General features: G+C 47.1%; 8 protein-coding genes. 4 read left to right on the forward strand and 4 right to left on the reverse strand.

Annotation, left to right across the window (positions count from 1 at the left end):
• Positions 1–70: 70 nt before the first annotated feature.
• The 4 genes from QUB66_RS10000 to QUB66_RS10015 all read left to right on the forward strand — a co-directional run bounded on the left by QUB66_RS10000 (position 71) and on the right by QUB66_RS10015 (position 6,494).
• On the forward strand, positions 71–2,887 hold the full coding sequence (locus tag QUB66_RS10000) for a diguanylate cyclase domain-containing protein (RefSeq protein WP_332967477.1): 2,817 nt from the start codon (positions 71–73) through the stop codon (positions 2,885–2,887).
• Between the two features lie 195 nt (positions 2,888–3,082).
• Positions 3,083–3,376, forward strand: a complete 294-nt coding sequence (locus QUB66_RS10005) for a hypothetical protein (protein WP_194068593.1) — start codon at positions 3,083–3,085, stop codon at positions 3,374–3,376.
• Positions 3,377–3,982: 606 nt separating this feature from the next.
• The gene (locus QUB66_RS10010; protein WP_332971232.1) at positions 3,983–5,863 is read left to right on the forward strand and encodes a leucine-rich repeat domain-containing protein; all 1,881 of its coding nucleotides are present in this window, start codon (positions 3,983–3,985) and stop codon (positions 5,861–5,863) included.
• Between the two features lie 67 nt (positions 5,864–5,930).
• Positions 5,931–6,494, forward strand: a complete 564-nt coding sequence (locus tag QUB66_RS10015) for a Uma2 family endonuclease (protein ID WP_265238750.1) — start codon at positions 5,931–5,933, stop codon at positions 6,492–6,494.
• A gap of 536 nt (positions 6,495–7,030) precedes the next feature.
• On the opposite strand, the gene QUB66_RS10020 is transcribed toward QUB66_RS10015, so the two are convergent.
• The 4 genes from QUB66_RS10020 to QUB66_RS10035 all read right to left on the reverse strand — a co-directional run bounded on the left by QUB66_RS10020 (position 7,031) and on the right by QUB66_RS10035 (position 12,831).
• On the reverse strand, positions 7,031–7,876 hold the full coding sequence (locus tag QUB66_RS10020; RefSeq protein WP_265238751.1) for a nitrate ABC transporter ATP-binding protein: 846 nt from the start codon (positions 7,874–7,876) through the stop codon (positions 7,031–7,033).
• Between the two features lie 353 nt (positions 7,877–8,229).
• Positions 8,230–10,230: an ABC transporter ATP-binding/substrate-binding protein gene (locus QUB66_RS10025; protein WP_265238752.1), complete on the reverse strand. Its 2,001-nt coding sequence runs from the start codon at positions 10,228–10,230 to the stop codon at positions 8,230–8,232.
• A 272-nt stretch (positions 10,231–10,502) separates the two neighbouring features.
• The gene (ntrB, locus tag QUB66_RS10030) at positions 10,503–11,348 is read right to left on the reverse strand and encodes a nitrate ABC transporter permease (protein WP_265238754.1); all 846 of its coding nucleotides are present in this window, start codon (positions 11,346–11,348) and stop codon (positions 10,503–10,505) included.
• A gap of 76 nt (positions 11,349–11,424) precedes the next feature.
• On the reverse strand, positions 11,425–12,831 hold the full coding sequence (locus QUB66_RS10035) for a CmpA/NrtA family ABC transporter substrate-binding protein (RefSeq protein WP_265238756.1): 1,407 nt from the start codon (positions 12,829–12,831) through the stop codon (positions 11,425–11,427).
• Between the last annotated feature and the right edge of the window lie 463 nt (positions 12,832–13,294).

The following is a 13,294-nucleotide window of genomic DNA, read 5'->3' on the forward strand; positions in this document are numbered from 1 at the left end:
TGATTCAAAAATTAAAAATCACAAATGGTATGACTTCAGAAAGGGTACAGCGCGCGGAATTTAGATTAAAATGAAGAACTATAAAATGTGGCACAAGCCGATGCAGGTAAAAAAAACAGCGATAATGAATCAGGATGCAAGTAGATTAGCTGTCAGCCGTCAGGGGAAAATAGAAGCAATGGAAATCCAACAGTGGAGTAATAATCGGGTCGATCGCCAGCCACCAAACCCGCCCGATCGCCCAAACCAAATTTCTACCACAAAAGAAGTAGATTCGTCCCTGCAAGAAGGTTTAGATTTTAAAGGAGCGATCGACCGATCGACACTGGCGCTGAGAACAGATGCGCGAGGAATTATCAATTACGTCAGCGATCGACTTTGCAGCATCTCTAACTATTCGCGTACTGAGTTAATCGGTCACCATTTTGGCATCCTCCATTCGGAATATAAGTCTTCGGAATTAATCGAAAATCTGCTGTCAAGTGTTGCCAAAAATGAAGTTTGGCAAGGAGAAATTAAGAATCAAGCCAAGAATGGTAGCGATTATTGGGTGTATGCATCAGTAGTTCCGCTGTTGGACTTGCAGGGAAAACCCTGTCAGTATTTGGCGATCGGATTCGACATCACCCATCGCAAAGCCGTAGAAGCAGCCCAAGCCGCAGCCAACCGGGCAAAAGACGAATTTTTGGCGATCGCGTCCCACGAAATGCGATCGCCCCTGAGCGTGATTTTGGGATGGGTGCAGCTAGCTCGATCGCGCAAGTTAAACGAAGCCACCACCAACCGCGCTTTAGAAATCATCGAGCGCAACGCCAAATTGCAAAATCGGCAAATAGACAATCTCCTGGATCTCTCGCGGCTGCTGCGGGGGAAAGTCCGCCTGAATATCGGCCGAGTTCACCTCCCGTCTGTCATCGAATCGGCGATCGAGACCCTCCGCCCCGCCGCCGAGGCCAAAAACCTCCGCGTAGAAACACACTTCTACCCAGGCGTCAGCTACGTTATGGCAGATGTAGACCGATTGCAGCAAATAGTCGGGAACCTCCTAACCAACGCGATCAAATTCACCCCAGAATCGACACCAGACCCGGTTCAAGTGCGGATCGAGCCTACTCCGTCGGGCGCGCTGATTCGGATCAGCGACAGCGGTTGCGGGATTGACCCCAAATTTCTGCCCCACATCTTTGACTACTTCCGCCCCGGAGATAGCTTCCAGGCCAAGGAACAAAACCGGCTAGGTCTGGGACTATCTATTGTGCGGCAGTTGGTGGAACTGCACGGGGGAACTGTTTGGGCTGCGAGTCCCGGCTTGGCTCAGGGGGCGACCTTTGGGGTGCAGCTACCGATGGCTCAAAGCAACAATTCGCGCGATCACACTCCTGCGATCGCCCAAATGGAAAGCAGACCCGAATCGGTTTCCCAACCCCTAGCGGGAAAGCAAGTGCTGGTGGTGGACAGCAGCGCCGAGAGCCGGGAATTTTTCAAAACTGGCCTGGAAGCATTTGGAGCCAAGGTAACAGCGGTGGGTAGCGCCGCCGAAGCGATGGTCGAGTTGGAACAGTCGTGGCCAGACGTGTTGGTGAGTGATCTGGCTGTGCCGGAAACAGACGGCTGCGATTTGATCCGCCGTGTCAGAGCTATGGAAATGTCCGAGCACAGGGCACTGCTGCCGGCGGTGGCGCTGACGGGAGGCGTCCGTGAGGAGGATTGCGCCTCGGCCCTCTCTGCGGGGTTTCAGAGGCATTTGTCGAAGCCGGTGTCCGCGAATCAGTTGGTAAGTGCGATCGTCCAATTGGCCGGACTGACTGAATACGGCGCGGGAGATGTCGGGGCGATCGCACCCACAGCGGGGCTGTCGGACTCTCACTGCTTTGACGACACCAATAATCATGGCGAAGAATCAACAACAGACAGCCAAGAATTACCGCTGTTGCTGGTAGTTGAAGACAATAATTTTCTGCTGGCTTACCTCCAAATTTTATTGAATCCTTACTATCGAGTCGCCGTGGCGATGGACGGGGTTGAAGGTTTAGAAAAGGCAAAAATTTTGCTGCCAAATTTGATATTGAGTGACCAAATCATGCCGAGACAAAACGGACTGGATTTGCTCAAGGAGATTCGGAACACGCCAGAATTGAGTTCAACTCCGGTAATCTTTTTGACAGCGCGATCTGGGATGGAAGCTCGGATTGAAGGTTTGGATGCGGGTGCTGACGATTATATTTCCAAGCCTTTTGACGAGAGGGAACTGTTGGCGAGGGTAAGAAATTTGCTCAGAACCCACGCAGCCGAACAGCAGTTGACAGTCCTCAACCGTCAGTTGCAGCAGCAGAAAGAACAGTTAGAAAAGGTGAATCTAGCGTTGCAGTATTTGGCAACTTATGATAGTTTGACTGAGGTAAGAAATCGCCGCTCTTTTACTGAACATATAGATACGGAATGGCGGCGCTTGGCAAGGGAAGAAGCACCGTTGTCTTTGATTATGTGCGATATTGATTATTTCAAATTTTACAATGATACTTACGGCCACCAAGCGGGGGATGAGTGTTTGCGGCAAGTGGCGCAGGTTCTCCAGAAATCGCTAAAGCGATCGGCTGATTTAGTAGCGCGTTATGGTGGAGAAGAATTTGTGATAGTTTTGCCGAATACGGATATTCAAGGTGCGGCTTCCGTAGCTGAAATTATCTGCCAACAGGTGCGGGGTTTGCAGATACTTCACGCGAAGTCTGCTGTCAGCGAATACGTGACGCTGAGTTTGGGTGTGGCTTGCTGCATTCCGGCACCGATGTCGCAGCCGGCGGGGTTAATTACGATCGCCGATGAGGCGCTTTATCGGGCAAAAACAGCAGGGCGCGATCGGGTTTCTATTGCCGCATTTGAAGCATAATATTCCTTAGTCCTTAGTCCTTAGTCCTTATTCCTTAGTCCTTAGTCGTGAGTTTTTAGTTTTTAGTTTTCACTCAATCGAAATTATATTTGCGATCGGGACGATCGCCCTTGACGCTCCTGTATTACCAATGTAGTATATAATAGTGGTACGAAAGCTCGATCGACACCAGAAAACAAAATTTACAAAAAACCTATGCAACCCATCCGACAAGGCGACGTAATTCTCACCCCGGTACCGCAAATCGCAGGAGAAAAGAAACCTCACCTAACTCTCGCCGAAGGTGAAGTCACGGGACATTCTCACCAGATTATTGAGGGGAAAGCTGAACTGTACGAAAAAGACGGTACTCTGTACTTGCGAGTGCTTTCGCCGACAGCTTTATTGAGTCACGAAGAACACCATGCGATCGCAATTCCTGAAGGTAATTGGATGGTGCGGATTCAGCGCGAATATGAGCCGCAAGGTTGGCGGTATGTCGCAGACTAAGGTTTAACAAACCTTAGTCAGCACAAGAAGTTCAGATTCCAGTTTATCTCGAAAAGTGGAGGGCGAGATCGCTTTCCACTTTTCGCGATCGATCGCACGCTGCGGAAATGATTAAAGTGGGTGCTTGTGCGATGGCTTACGCCCCGCTTCGCTACGGCATTTACAGCATTGGATGTCATTTTGTGCGATCGAATTTGTCAAAAACTAGCAGCCACTAAATTAGACACTTGCCAGGAATACATACCCTGTTAAAAATCGATTTTAAGGACGATTACGACGCATTGGAGCGTCCTTTAGCAGTTTTTTGTTAAAATGAGCTTTCTGAATACGGGATTGCTTTATACGTTGCGAGTGCCGCCTGATATGACATCTGCTAAACAGGCAATTCGCTGGGTAAATTGGGGAATAGAGCCTGACTAATTTAACGTGCAAACTTGAAACTCCCCAACCCTGTTTAACAAGTACAATCCTCAACTCACCAAGATCCAAGAAACCGGGTTTTTTACCTAATCTGCGGGCTGCCTGCGAATAATCTCGTAAAAACCCGGTTTCTGGCCACCCGTGCGTAAGTCCTAGTCTGATATTATCCTAATTTACAACAATTTTATGTCTGAACAACAACCAAAACCATCGATAACTTTCAGCAGCTTTGCCGACTGGTGCTTGCACAAAGACAGCCTTTCAGAAGCAGCAAGATATACAGTTGAGGTGCTGTTAAAAAAAGCTGGCATTTCTGACATTTATGAAGCGAACCAGATACTGTCAAGTAGCAATAAGTTGGATCTGTACAACAATCAAATATCAGACATCACACCCCTGCAATCTCTGACTAATTTGACTGATCTGGATCTGTACAACAATCAAATATCAGACATCACACCCCTGCAATCTCTGACTAATTTGACTGATCTGGATCTGAGCAACAATCAAATATCAGACATCACACCCCTGCAATCTCTGACTAATTTGACTGATCTGTATCTGTACAACAATCAAATATCAGACATCACACCCCTGCAATCTCTGACTAATTTGACTCATCTGTATCTCTCCAACAATCAAATATCAGACATCACACTCCTGCAATCTCTAACTAATTTGACTTCTCTGCATCTGTACAACAATCAAATATCAGACATCACACCCCTGCAATCTCTCACGAATTTGACTTCTCTGCATCTGCACAACAATCAAATATCAGACATCACACCCCTGCAATCTCTCACGAATTTGACTTATCTGTATCTGTACAACAATCAAATATTAGACATCACACCCCTGCAATCTCTCACGAATTTGACTGATCTGCATCTGCACAACAATCAAATATCAGACATCACACCCCTGCAATCTCTCACGAATTTGACTCATCTGTATCTGTACAACAATCAAATATTAGACATCACACCCCTGCAATCTCTGACTAATTTGGCTTCTCTGAATGTAAATTTTAAACCTGAACATAAGGCTCTCATCGAAGCGTGTCGTCAAAAGTGGGGAACTCTCGTCAACTCTACCGAACCCATCTCTAACCCCAAAGTCGCAGCCGCCGTTAAGTCTGTCTGCGAGATCCTGGGTTTAAAAGCCTCTGAAATAACTTTTTGCAGTAGCCCCAACGGAGGGGTAGCACAAATACCGCTGAAAAGATCCAATGACACTGATTTGATAAAGCGACTTACAAAACGGGTAAAAGATGCGCTGCACCCCTTTTTCTTGATAACAGAATTGCGGCAAGAACTTTCGGAGTTAAGTATATGGGAGGAACAGCTAAAACAACAATTGAATTCAAACTTTTTAGACTATTGGAAATATTCACAGTCAATATTTACTCCTAAATACTTGGTTGAGGCTCTCGCTGTTGCTGAATTCTGTGTTTCTGGCTTGGGTGTTGTTCTCAAACCAGAATTACAGAAATTTTTTGAATGTCTGAACCAGCTTTTAGCAGAATGCGGCTGGATTATTTTGTTAGATGATACCTGCATTGTGTGCTCGCGCCCTTGTCAGCTTCGCCTTGACAGCGAGTACCGCCTCCACGCAGAAGGAGAACCTGCACTGGAATTTCCCGACGGTTACAAAATCTATTCCTATCACGGTGTGACATTGCCTGAAAAATACGGACAAATTCACCCCAATCTGTGGCAAGCACAATGGCTTTTAGAAGAAAAAAATGCTGAATTAAGACGAGTATTAATTCAGGGAATTGGTTATGCTAGAATTTGCTCCGAACTGCAAGCAATAGAGTTAGATTGCTGGAAAGAATACACGCTGCTCAAAATTGATGCTGATATTGATGGCTTCGATCCTGATGATTTCGAGGACGATGATGATGCTCCGAAAAAAGAAGATATTTATCTGTTAAAAATGATTTGTCCGAGCACGGGACACATTCATGTTTTGCGAGTTCCGCCAGATGTGACATCTGCTAAAGAGGCAATTCGCTGGGTAAATTGGGATATTGACTCAGAGGAGTTTTCGGTGCAAACTTGAAATAGAAGCAGCAGAAATATATTTTCCGATTGTTAGTTCATTAGGATGATTTCAGGAACCCTGATTTATGGTAGTTGCAGCCAAGTTAACGATTTCTCTGGCAGAGTTCTTGCAGTTGCCAGAAACTAAACCCGCAAGCGAGTACATCGACGGTAAAATTTATCAAAAACCTATGCCGCAAGGAAAACATAGCAAACTTCAAAGTGAGTTATTGTTGGCAATTTCTGAGGTTGGGGAACGCCCAAAATTAGCCTGTGCTTTTCCAGAATTGTGCTGTACTTTTGCGGATTGCTCAATCGTTCCCGATATTGCTGTTTTTGAGTGGTCGAGAATTCCTGTTGATGCAGATGGGGAAATTGCCAACCGTTTTGAAGTTGCACCGGATTGGATAATTGAAATTCTGTCACCGGATCAATCTCCCAATCAGGTGATTAAAAAAATTGTTTTTTCGATCAATCACGGCACTAAATTGGGTTGGTTTGCCGATCATAGCGATAAATCAGTAATAGTTTTTCTGCCGAATCAACTGCCTGAAGTTAAATCAGATATGGATATTTTACCTGTTCTTAGTGTGTTGGGTAATTGGCAGTTATCCGCAGCCGAGTTGTTTAATTGGTTGAAAATTAATTGATTTACAGCAGATTGCAGGTCGAGTGATCGGGTAAAATAAGATATTATAAAATTCGCTGCTTTAAACTCAAATGAAGCTGGTGATTGATCAAAGAAATGGAATTTTAACTTGAGAATATTTGGGAGACTGACATTTACTGACATTCATTTACTGACATTTGCGATCGCCTTAATCGATAAAACACTAATCAAGATTGGGCCTGTGACACTTAAAAGGGTGGAATGCACCAAGCGTCAATTTAACAAAAATTGTTAATAACATAAGAAAGAAGCCCACCTTCAGTCAAAGGTGAGCTAAATTCATGCCAGCTTATGGACAGCTAGGCAATCGGGTCTCTTAGCGGATTGACGTAAAAGCTGAAAAAAAGATCCGAATCTTCCGGAAAAACTTATTCCTCAACAATTAAGCTCCAGTTTACCCGTTAGCGAAGCCCTCGAAGAGGATCGCACCAGCCACATCTCACCCCCAGCGATGTTGTCCTGAATTGGGGAAATACTGGGGCTTAAATTTTCCAGCAATCCCCAGTCTCAAAGGGTTTAAGCGTCGTCATCGTGAGCAAAGCGGCGGAAGAGGAAGTCTAGGGCGTAGTTCCGCAAATTGTAATATTCCGGATCTTCCATCATTTGTACCCGATCGCGCGGACGAGGAAAAGGAATCTCCAGAACCTCCCCAATCGTCGCTGACGGGCCGTTAGTCATCATCACCAGGCGATCGGCCAAAAACAGCGCTTCGTCAATATCGTGAGTAATCATCAACACCGTACAGCGGTGATCGTTCCAGATTTTCAGCAACTCTTCCTGCAATTCCTCCTTGGTAATTGCGTCCAAAGCGCCGAAAGGTTCGTCCAAAATCAGCACTTGGGGGCGAATTGCCAAAGCGCGGGCGATGGACACCCGTTGTTTCATACCGCCGGAAATTTGCGGCGGTCTTTTCTCAGCAGCTTCTGTCAGTCCCACCATCGCCAAATGCTCGTTGACGATCGCATTTTTTTCGACCTTCGACTTCTCAGGAAATACAGCGTTAACGGCAATATAAACATTCTCAAATACCGTGCGCCAAGGCAACAAAGCGTAACCCTGAAACACTACCATGCGATCGGGGCCTGGCTTCTCGATCCGCTGCCCGTTAATCGACACAGTGCCCTCGCTGGGATGGCTAAAACCCGACACCATATTTAATAGTGTTGACTTACCACAACCGGAGTGTCCGATCAGAGTAATAAACTCTCCCTCAGCTACAGTCAAGTTAATATTTTCTAATGCTCTGTAACCGTTTGGATATACTTTATGAACATTGTCCATCACCAAAAAAGGCTGGCGGCGATCTTTTGTTTTCTTGCTTTGCTTTTTGGTGTCGATCTGGTTCGCAGTAGTTTTGAGCATGGGTTTAGGAACTTGTTAGTGGGTTATTGGCAATTGCAAATAGTGGAATTTTGAATGGTGATGAGCTGCGAGTTGAGACTGTAGATTTGCAAGTTCCCTGTATGTTTTGAGTATTGAGTTTAAATTGGAAGACTTTTGCATCAATTATATAATTGTGCCCCTTCACTCTCAACAATGCAATCAATCGCTTTGATTTCTGGTTACTCTTCTCTGACTTCTGAGTTGATAAGTCTCGGACAGGGGCGATCGATAACTAAGCAATTTCTTCACCTTTCGATACTTCAAAACTCGCAGATCACCATTAGACATTGGGCCGGTGGAAAGGAGTCCACCGGCGCGGACACAAACAGATTTTAAGCAGCTCTGCGGCCGGAATCGAGGATGACTTGGGCCATCGTGAAATCACGTTTGATTTCCAGATTGTTGAGATAGCCGATCGGATCATCACCACTAAACACCGTGCCATCAAACAAGCGAAGAGAACCACGAGTATGAGTAATATCAGACATTCCCAACTCTCGCGCGGCCGTGCTGAACGGGCCAACCCGCACCACACGTTCCAAAACTTCCACCCAGTTGCGCGGGAACACAGTATCGCCCCAACGTGCCATCTGCACCATGTGCCACAACTGTTCAGTGCGGCTCGGATGGTTCACGGAGTCTCCATAGAACAAGTGGTGGGCGTATTCCCGCATCGGAGTATCGAGGTTACAAGCAGAAGAATTAGGATCGCCAAGTTGAATGTAACTCTTATCCGTGGCGACATATTCCCGTCCCGACACAATTTCGGAAACTTCTTCGGCATGATTTGGATCGGCGCAGTATTGAGAAGCTTCCAGCAAAGCTTTGAGCAGAGCAATGTGAGTGTTGGGATAGGCATTTGCCCAGTCTTCCCGCACCCCCAAAATTTTGCCTGGGTGTCCGGGCCACAGTTCCAAATCTGTAGCTACCGTAAAGCCGACTCCTTCCATCGAGGCCCGCAAATTCCAAGGTTCGCCGACGCAGAAACCGTCAATGGTGCCGCCTTGCAAGTCCACGATCATTTGAGCTGGTGGGAGATTTTTCAGCACAACATCATGATCCGGATCAATGCCGCCGGAAGCTAGCCAGTAGCGCAGCAGTAGGTTGTGCATCGAAGAAGGGTGAACGATTCCCAGGCGGTGCGTTTGCGCGGGTGTTCTGCGGAGCATTTCTTTGAAATCTGCCAGATTGTAGATTCCTTGGTCGTAAAAGCGTCGTGCGAGGGTAATAGCGTTGCCGTTGCGGCTCATGGTGAGGGCTGTAACGGTTGGTATTGGCTTGTTTTGGTGGCCTCCTAATGTCAACCACATTGCCATCCCAGAGGGCATTTGGGCTGCGTCTAAGTAGCCTGCTGCGATGCCGTCTACGATGCCGCGCCAGCTTGTTTCCCGCACGAGGTGGACTTCATCGAGTCCGTGTTTGGCAAATAAGCCTTTTTCTTTGGCGACGGCGAGGGGAGCGCAGGCGGCGAGGGGGATGAAGCCGAGTTCGAGGTTGACTTTTTCTAGGCCGTGGCGGGCGATCGCCGGTACTTTGCGCGCCCGCAGTTTTTTGACTCGTTTCTGCTGGTTGAGGAAGTAAATCATTTCGCTCCGCAGGGCGTAGTAGCTGGGGTGCGTGACTACTTCCATGCGTTTGCGGGGGCGGGGGATGTCTACTTCCAGGATGCCGCCAATCTTCGATTCAGGGCCGTTGGTGAGCATGACGATGCGATCGCTCAACAGCACTGCTTCGTCCACGTCGTGCGTTACCATCAAGGCGCTGATTTCGTACTCTTGGCAAATTTCCATCAACTTTTCTTGCAAGTTGCCGCGAGTCAAAGCATCCAAAGCGCCGAAGGGTTCGTCCAAGAGTAACAGTTTGGGGCGCAAAGCTAGAGCACGGGCGATCGCCACGCGCTGTTTTTGTCCGCCCGATAGCAGTGCCGGTTGCTTCTCGGAGTGGGGCCCCAAGCCCACCATTTCGATGTGTTTTTGGATGATGTCGAGGCGTTCGGCTTTGGGTAAGCCGTTCATCACCGAGTCTACGGCTAGGGTAATGTTTTCTCTGACTGTTCGCCAAGGTAGCAGCGAATAGTTTTGGAATACTACCATGCGATCGGGGCCCGGCTGGGTGATTCTTTGTCCGTCGATCGTCACCAATCCTTCTGTGGGCAAGTCCAAACCTGCCACCATATTTAGCAGCGTAGATTTGCCGCAGCCGGAGTGTCCGACTAAGGAGACAAACTCTCCTTTTTTAATTTCTAAGTCGATGCCTTTGAGGGCTACGTATGTGCCCCCGTCTGTTAAATTAAATGTTTTTCCGACTTGTTCTACCGCAATCAAAACAGACATGATTTTCTTGCCTTTTTTTGTAGGTTTGTCCTAGCTTTTTTGATTATTGATTGTTGACTGTTGACCGTTAGCTGTTCTATTATCCCTATCGTCCAACTGCAATAACAATATTGGTTCGTAGTGAGGAATTCATTCCTCTTAAAAGGCTGAGGAGTGAAGTTCTGCTACTCGTTTAACTGGTTCCCAGGCACAGCCTGGGAACCAGTTAAATATCAACTGCCAACTGCCAAATGCCAACTGCCAACTGCCAACTGCCAACTGTCAACTGTTAATTATTTGCCTTCAGAGGGAGCAATTTTGTGTTGCAACCAAGCCATCATGCGATCGAGTATCAAACCAACAGCCCCAATGTAGAACACCGCTAACAGAATTTCGCTGATGTAGTTTTGCTGGTAAGCGTTCCAAATAAAGAAGCCGATACCAACAATCCCCGACATCACAATTTCCGCTGCAATAATCGCCAGCCAAGCCAGCCCGATCGCAATTCTCAATCCGGTAAAGATGTAGGGAAGTGCCGACGGAAACAAAATATTCAAATAATACTCTTTCCGAGTCAGTTGCAGCACTTTCGCTACGTTGTTGTAATCGTCGGGAATTTGGCGGACACCTTCAGCGGTGTTGATCAAAATCGGCCAAACTGCGGTGATAAAAATCACGAACAAAGCAGCAGGTTCGTTTTGTTGAAGTGCAGCCAGGGCGATCGGCACCCAAGCCAGAGGCGCAACCATCCGCAAAAACTGAAAAATCGGGTCTAAAGCCTTGTTCAGCAACGGATTTGTACCGACCAAAACACCCCCAGCAATTCCCACCGCAGCGGCGAGAGTGTAGCCTTTTGCCACCCGTTCCAAACTAGCCATAGTTTGCCAAAACAAGCCGATTCCGTAGGTTTTGGAATTCATGAAAGGATACAGCAACAATACCCGCGTCCGTTCGTCAGTCCAAACGCTGGTCGGGCCCGGCAGTTTGATCAGTTGCGTGCTCGACAGGAATTGCCAAACTAACAGAAACCCCAAAACTCCTAAAATTGGCGGTAAAATATTTGGTGAATGCTTCTTCCAAAACTCGCCAAACGCTCCTTGCGCTGCGCCTCTGTCCCTTCGATTTGTACTTACAGCCATCCTATTAATCTCCTGTGTTTGCGCTATTTTTTTGACCGTAAAATTCGAGACTAAATTATGGGAAGTTAATACCCCATCAAACTTTTTTAAAGGTCAAACTCTTGAGGTAATCTTCTGGCTTTTCCGGGTTAAATTCTTTGCCATCAAAGAACTTTTCAATGCCACGAGACGTACTTTTGGGAATGTCAGCATCAGTAACTCCAGCCAATTTTGCTGCGGCTTTCCACAAATCTTCGCGGTTGACTTTGCCGATAATTGTCTTAGAATCTACCAAGGTGTTAGTTGGCAAGAAACCCCAGCGCACGCTTTCGGTTAAAAACCACAAATCGTGACTCTTATAAGGATAGGAAACGTTGCCGAGGTCGTCTTTCCAGTACAGCGGGCTCATTTTGAAATCGTCGATCTCTGGTTGGCCGTCACCCATCATGTACTTGCCCTGGTAGGGAGGTGTCAAAACTGCCGGAGGTACGTCAAAGTAGTTTCTGCCAGAAGTAATGGCAACTAATTCGGGGCGATTTTCTGGTTTGTCGCACCATTGCTGCGCTTCGATCAGTCCTGCTAGCATGGCTTCGCTGGCTTTGGGATGTTTGTCTACCCAGTCGCTGCGCATAGCTAGATACTCTTCGGGGTGATCTTTCCAGATTTGGGCTGTGAGGGCGGACATGAAGCCGATGTCCTCTTGGACGATCCGCAGGGGCCAGGGGTCGCCGGTACTGAAACCGTCCATGCTGCCGGTTTTCATGTTGGCTACGGTTTGGGCTGACGGTACTGTTAGCAACTCGGCTTCTGTGTCGGGATCGATGCCGTTAGCTGCTAGCCAGTAGCGAATCCAAAAATCTTGGTTGGCCTTGGGAAAGGTGTAGGCTGCTTTGAAGGGCGTGCCTGCTTTTTTGAGGCCTTTCATGTAGTCTTGGGCCGCTTGGTCTAGTTTGAGCCCGATGCCTTTGCCTTTGTGTTTTCCGGCGATCGCAATTCCATTTCCCTGAGTGTTCAACTGGGCTAGAACATACATCGGAATTTTGACGCTACCTTTGGTGATCAGACCTTCACTAATTTGATAAGGCATGGGCATTTGCCACTGGCCTCCATCAATACCGCCGCCGGCAGATCCGATTTCTAAGTTGTCTCTAGCCGAACCCCAGTTGGCTTGTTTGGCGACTTCCACTTCGGTCATGCCATACTTGGCAAAAAAGCCTTTTTCTTTGGCAATAATTAAAGCTGCTGCTTCGACGATCGGGATATATCCCAAGATAACTTTTGTAGTTTCGATGCCCTCTACTCTTTTTTCGTTGGCAACAGCAACTGCTGATGTGGCCGCAGGTACTGTCCCGCTACCGGCATTAGTGCTGCCGCCGGCACCTGCTGTAGCACCGGGTTCTGGGGGATTTCCCAAACAGCCTTTGAGGAGTATTGTACTGACGGCAGATGCACCTGCGGTAACAATAAATTTACGCCGGGAAAATTGCTCTGAAAATTTTGTCATAGCCTAACTTCGCTCCTATTCATAAATCTTCTGTAACGACATCACTGAAGTTTATCAAAGCGCTTTTTTGCTGTTTGCTAAAGGCCAATTAGCGAACTATTTTGAGCGCACGGAAAGCAGGAGGGATCGAAAGATTTATTGCTAGCATAAGTCTTTCAAATATCCCTGCTGATTTTACACTTTTGATTAACTTGATATTGCGATCGACCAAGTTGTGTTAACTCGCCAACAGCGAGCTCCACGTTTTCTTGGCTTAATCATTCAGTTTACCGTACTCTTGCTGTAATTATAAAACAAATATTAAATTTAACTGATAAGTATATGTTGTAGAATGTTGCGTTTTATTAAGTAGTGCTTGGTGTTGCTGGATTCTTTCACCGCTCGCCAATATTTCACCAAAAGCTTGAGGTGTAAGCTTTTGGGCATTTTTCCCCCTGCAAGCATTCTCATTTTTTTGAATGAG

The organism is Microcoleus sp. A2-C3 (assembly GCF_036706065.1).
Classification (GTDB): Bacteria; Cyanobacteriota; Cyanobacteriia; order Cyanobacteriales; family Microcoleaceae; genus Microcoleus.

Bases quoted from the DNA above. Each gene is read 5' to 3' on its own strand.
- QUB66_RS10000 (WP_332967477.1), top strand. From the start codon at position 71: ATGAAGAACTATAAAATGTGGCACAAGCCGATGCAGGTAAAAAAAACA.
- QUB66_RS10005 (WP_194068593.1), top strand. From the start codon at position 3,083: ATGCAACCCATCCGACAAGGCGACGTAATTCTCACCCCGGTACCGCAA.
- QUB66_RS10010 (WP_332971232.1), top strand. From the start codon at position 3,983: ATGTCTGAACAACAACCAAAACCATCGATAACTTTCAGCAGCTTTGCC.
- QUB66_RS10015 (WP_265238750.1), top strand. From the start codon at position 5,931: ATGGTAGTTGCAGCCAAGTTAACGATTTCTCTGGCAGAGTTCTTGCAG.
- QUB66_RS10020 (WP_265238751.1), bottom strand. From the start codon at position 7,876: ATGCTCAAAACTACTGCGAACCAGATCGACACCAAAAAGCAAAGCAAG.
- QUB66_RS10025 (WP_265238752.1), bottom strand. From the start codon at position 10,230: ATGTCTGTTTTGATTGCGGTAGAACAAGTCGGAAAAACATTTAATTTA.
- ntrB (WP_265238754.1), bottom strand. From the start codon at position 11,348: ATGGCTGTAAGTACAAATCGAAGGGACAGAGGCGCAGCGCAAGGAGCG.
- QUB66_RS10035 (WP_265238756.1), bottom strand. From the start codon at position 12,831: ATGACAAAATTTTCAGAGCAATTTTCCCGGCGTAAATTTATTGTTACC.